General features: G+C 70.9%; 5 protein-coding genes and 1 pseudogene. 4 read left to right on the top strand and 2 right to left on the bottom strand.

Annotated features, from left to right (window positions below):
* Positions 1–200: 200 nt before the first annotated feature.
* The 3 genes and pseudogenes from RH94_RS47010 to RH94_RS33000 form a co-directional block, all read left to right on the top strand.
* Positions 201–340 (top strand): annotated as a pseudogene (locus RH94_RS47010) (helix-turn-helix domain-containing protein); the annotation flags it as partial.
* A 236-nt stretch (positions 341–576) separates the two neighbouring features.
* Entirely contained in the window at positions 577–828 is a 252-nt protein-coding gene (locus RH94_RS33005) for a type II toxin-antitoxin system VapB family antitoxin (protein WP_073951991.1), read from the top strand.
* Between the two features lie 111 nt (positions 829–939).
* A partial coding sequence (locus RH94_RS33000; RefSeq protein WP_234426193.1) for a PIN domain-containing protein occupies positions 940–1,230 on the top strand: 291 nt, incomplete at its 5' end.
* A gap of 90 nt (positions 1,231–1,320) precedes the next feature.
* Here RH94_RS33000 and RH94_RS32995 read toward each other — a convergent pair.
* Positions 1,321–2,964: a M4 family metallopeptidase gene (locus RH94_RS32995; protein WP_073951990.1), complete on the bottom strand. Its 1,644-nt coding sequence runs from the start codon at positions 2,962–2,964 to the stop codon at positions 1,321–1,323.
* A gap of 128 nt (positions 2,965–3,092) precedes the next feature.
* Between RH94_RS32995 and RH94_RS32990 the strand changes: the two genes are divergently transcribed.
* On the top strand, positions 3,093–3,554 hold the full coding sequence (locus tag RH94_RS32990; protein WP_073951989.1) for a gamma-glutamylcyclotransferase family protein: 462 nt from the start codon (positions 3,093–3,095) through the stop codon (positions 3,552–3,554).
* Between the two features lie 25 nt (positions 3,555–3,579).
* Here RH94_RS32990 and RH94_RS32985 read toward each other — a convergent pair whose 3' ends face one another.
* Positions 3,580–4,272, bottom strand: a complete 693-nt coding sequence (locus tag RH94_RS32985) for a SanA/YdcF family protein (RefSeq protein WP_073951988.1) — start codon at positions 4,270–4,272, stop codon at positions 3,580–3,582.
* Between the last annotated feature and the right edge of the window lie 135 nt (positions 4,273–4,407).

The raw sequence follows: 4,407 nt of genomic DNA, 5'->3' as shown, positions 1-4,407 counted from the left end.
GGCAGGCCGCGCCGCAGAGGCGGCGCGCGCCCGCGCCGTGCGCGGGCCTTGAACCAGTAGAGAAAGTTGTAACTCAGTCTGCGCGGTGGGGCTGTCCGGTCCCGGTAGATGCTTGACGCTTCGGTCCCAGCTGATGGTTGACAGTGGCCGTGATCGGCTTTTCTGTGCGCGTCGTTGCGGCGTGTGTGGGGAGGCCGGGATTGGCGCTGGTGGAGTTGTCGGTTGTCGAGCAGAGATACCGGGCTGTGCTGGCGGGTGCGACGGTGACGGAGGTCGCCGCGCAGCTGGGGGGGCGCGGCAGACGGTCAGCGGGTGGAAGTCCCGGTATGCGGCCTCGGGGTCGCCGAAGCTGGAGCGGACGGTCTGCTCGCCGTCGTGCTGACAGACGCCGGAAACCACCCGTAGGACGCAGGACGCAGGACGCGGAGGTGAGCAGATGACCGGGCGGTGGGAGGAGGGCAGCCCGCCTGGGGCGATCCCCGGGCCGCGTACGCGGCCGGCTCGGTCTCCCGAGGTCGACGCACCCCTGCGTGATATCTTTTTTGGGAAGTTTATATACACCTCTCGGGAGGCGCCGTGAGCCGCACTGTAATCGATCTTGACGACGAGGCGCTTGCCGAGGCCGCGCGTCTTCTGGGCACGACCACGAAGAAGGACACGGTCAACGCCGCGCTCAGGGAGATCGCGGACCGACGGCGGCGAGCGGCCGCCGTGGAGCGGATGCGGCAGATGGTCGCCGCAGGGGAGATCGACTTGGCGGCGATCGAGGAAACCGAGAAGTCCCGTCCCGGCGTGTCCGGCGCCGAGGGGGAGCAGCACGCCGCGTGAGTGAGCTCTTTCTCGTCGACACCAGCGCGCTGATCCGTTTCTACCGGGGGCAGAGCGGGGCGGAGTGGGACCAGGCCGTCTGTTCCGGCCTGGTCGGGCTCTGCGAGCNNNGTACGGCAGGAGTATCTGCGGGCGGTCGGCGGTCGCCCGGCGTACTACGAGGCGGAAGGGTTGCTCCACGAAACCTTTCCGTACTACGCGATGCGGGACTCCGCCTGGGAGGACGCGTCCGCACTGCAGCGGGACCTCGCCGACCGGGGGTGGCACCAGTGCGCGAGTCCGGTCGATCTGCTGGTGGCGGTCACTGCCCAGCACCACAAACTGACCGTGCTCCACGAGGATTCCGACTTTGAGACCATCGCCCGCGTCACGGGGCAGCCCGTGCGCCGGATCGTGGAGTGAGGGCGGGCCAGTTCCCCGCGCCCGGCCGTACGACGAGGCCGCCCCCGCCTGTGACGCGGGAGCGGCCGGGACCGTCGGACGGCTGCGTGGTCAGTTCACGTTGACCGCGCTCCATGCCGCCGCCACCGCGTCGTACTCCGTGCTGCCCGCGCCGTAGAGGTCCTTGGCGGCGTTCAGCGTTGCCGTCCTCGCGCCGGCGTACTTCGTCGAGGAGGTCATGTAGACCGTCAGGGCCCGGTACCAGATCTTGCCGAGCTTGTCGCGGCCGATGCCCGTCACCGTGGAGTTGTTGCAGGTGGGGGAGTTGTAGCTGACGCCGTTGAGGGTCTTGGCACCGCTTCCCTCGGCGAGCAGGTAGGCGAAGTGGTTGGCGACGCCCGAGGAGTAGTGGACGTCGAGGTTGCCCACCGAACTGCTCCAGCAGTCGGCCGAACTGCCGTCCCTGGACGGCTTGTCCATGAACCGCAGGGCCGCCTTGCCGAAGCCGGAGCGGACGATCTTCTCGCCGATCAGGTAGTCGCCCGCGTCGGCGGAGTTGTCCGCGTACCACTCCACCAGCGTGCCGAAGATGTCGGAGGTCGCCTCGTTCAGGCCGCCGGACTCGCCCGAGTACGTCAGCGCCGCCGTCTTGGACGTGACGCCGTGCGACATCTCGTGGCCGGCCACGTCCAGGGCCACCAGCGGGCCGAACGTCGTGCCGTCACCGTCGCCGTACGTCATGCAGAAGCAACTGTCGTCCCAGAAGGCGTTGTTGTAGTTGCTACCGTAGTGGACGCGGTTGTACGAGCCCTTGCCGTCGCCCGCGATGCCGTTGCGGCCGTGGGTGTTCTTGTAGTAGTCCCAGGTCTCGTTGGTGCCGTACTGCGCGTCGACCGCCGCCGACGCGCGGTCCGCGGTCGTGCCCGTGCCCCAGTGGTTGTCGGCGTCCGTGAACAGCGTGGCGGGCGCCCGCTGGAAGCAGATGCCGAAGATGCACAGGTCGGTCTTGTTCTCCGCGTCACCCGTGTACGTGTTGCCGCGCGTCGGGTCCTTGAGCTGGTACGCCGAGCCCGACGGCGTGGTCTCCAGCGGCACCGTGCCGCCGTAGAGGGACTGGCCGTCGCCCGCCGCCGTCTCGATGGTGTCCCAGGCGTCGATCCGCGCGCCGGTGCGGGCGTCGGTCAGGACCGTACGGGCCACCGGGTTGCCGAGGGAGTCCAGGCCGACCGCGATGGTGCGCCAGGCCAGGCGCGGGGCGCCGTGCAGGGCGTCGACGATCAGCTCGGGCTTGGCCTTGACCTGCTTCAGCTTCGCGCCGCGGTTCTCCGCGCGCAGTTCGTCCACCGCGAGGTCGGCGGCCTTCGGGGCGGACAGGTCGGGCGCGGTGCTCGTGAGGGAAACCGTGCTGCTCGAGGCCCGGTCCGCGCCGCGGTAGGTGCCGTCGGGTGCCAGGTGGACGATGAAGTCACCGCCCAGGACGGGCAGTTGGCGGTAGGTGCGGTCGTAGCGGACGTGCTGCGCGCCGTCCTTGTCGACGACCACGTCCCGTACGGTCGTGGCCTGGGCGGAGGTGAGGCCCAGGGGCGCGGCGTGGTCCTCGAGCGCCGAGGCGGCGTTCTCGATCGCGGTGGCCCGGGTGGGTCTGTTCTCCGCGTGCGCGGCGGGGGAGAGTACGGCGGCCAGCAGGATGGCTGCGGTGGCGGCTGTGCCGGCCGTGGCGAGGCGGGAAGCTCGGATGTGCCGTGTCCGACTCATCGGTCTCCTTGAGCGCGGGCGCCCTCGGGCGCATGGGGTTGCGCTGTCGCCTGAGATTTAAGTGCCCATGACATGTCATGTCCATAGCGCCTACGTGGTGATGTTGAGGAGGCAGAATCGTTTCTGTGATGCCTTCGTCCACTCCGGCGCCGCCGCCCGCCCCGCTCCCGTTCTTCGTCTACGGCACGCTCCGTCCCGGCGAGGACAACCACGCCGTGTTCCTGCGCGGCCGCACCCACTCCGAGGAGCCCGCCCGGCTGACCGGCGCGGTGCTGTACGACGGCCCCGGCTACCCGTACGCCGTGGAGGCGCCGGACGGAGTGGTCCGGGGTGAGCTGGTGGCCGCCCTGCCGGAGCAGTACGGAGAAGTCCTCACCGCCCTGGACCGGTTGGAGGGCTACGTGGCCGGCGACCCGCGCAGCCTGTACGAGCGCATCGAGCGCGAGGTCGTCCGCGAGGCCGACGGCGCGACCGTCCGCGCCTGGGTGTACGTCGCCGGACCGTCCGTCACGGCACGGCTGCCGGCCGACGGCAGACGCATCGAGAGCGGGGACTGGACGGCGCGGAGCCGGACCGCCGGCCATCCGTGAGGCGGGGGGCGTCAGCCGGTGTCGGTCAGGGCGCGGGCGATGCCGCCAGGGCACGGGCGATGCCGTGTTCCTCGCGGCCCAGGAACTTCGGGTCCGGCTGGAAGACGGCCGACAGGAGCGCCTTGCCGGCCGCGAACACCTCGCGGGTGCCGCCGTAGTACCAGGTGGCGTCGTGCTTGGCATCGACGCCGACGCCGTAGGAGTCGATGCCCGCCGCCTCGCACAGGGCGATCGCGCGCCGTACGTGGAAGCCCTGGGTGACCAGGACCGCCCGGTCCACGCCGAAGATCTTCTTCGCCCGGACACAGGAGTCCCAGGTGTCGAAGCCGGCGTAGTCGCTCACGATGCGCATGCCCGGCACGCCGCGCTTCGTCAGGTACGCGCGCATGGCGTCCGGCTCGTCGTAGTCCTCGCGGCTGTTGTCGCCGGTGACCAGGAGCACCTCGACCCTGCCCTCGTGGTACAGCTTCGCCGCCGCGTCCAGCCGGTGCGCCAGGTACGGCGACGGCTCGCCGTTCCACAGGCCCGCGCCGAACACGACGGCCACCTCGGTGCGCGGCGCGTCCGCCGTCGTCCGCAGCCGGTCGCCGGCCGCGACGTACGTCCACGTCGCCGGAAGCAGTGCCAGCACGCACCCGGCCATCACCGCCTGCACCAGCCGCCGCCGTCCGGCACGGGTGCGTGGCAGGCGCGGTCGTATCCGCGACGGTCGGCTCATCGGACGGTCCCCTCCCCAGGCGGCCCCTGCGGGCCTCGCTCGGTCTCGACACGATCAAGGACGCGGCGCGCGGCGGTCCGGTTCACCGGACCGGCCGGAAACGGGCCGGGAGATCCCGAATGTCGGCGGGTGCCC

Origin of the sequence: Streptomyces kebangsaanensis (genome assembly GCF_001906585.1) — a bacterium.
In the GTDB taxonomy this organism is placed as follows: Bacteria; Actinomycetota; Actinomycetes; order Streptomycetales; family Streptomycetaceae; genus Streptomyces; species Streptomyces kebangsaanensis.
Note: the sequence above shows the minus strand (reverse complement) of the source record. Positions and strands in the feature narration are given on the sequence as shown.

Excerpts from the sequence above, each read along its gene's own strand:
- RH94_RS32995 (WP_073951990.1), bottom strand. The coding sequence starts at position 2,964 with ATGAGTCGGACACGGCACATCCGAGCTTCCCGCCTCGCCACGGCCGGC.
- RH94_RS32990 (WP_073951989.1), top strand. The coding sequence starts at position 3,093 with ATGCCTTCGTCCACTCCGGCGCCGCCGCCCGCCCCGCTCCCGTTCTTC.
- RH94_RS32985 (WP_073951988.1), bottom strand. The coding sequence starts at position 4,272 with ATGAGCCGACCGTCGCGGATACGACCGCGCCTGCCACGCACCCGTGCC.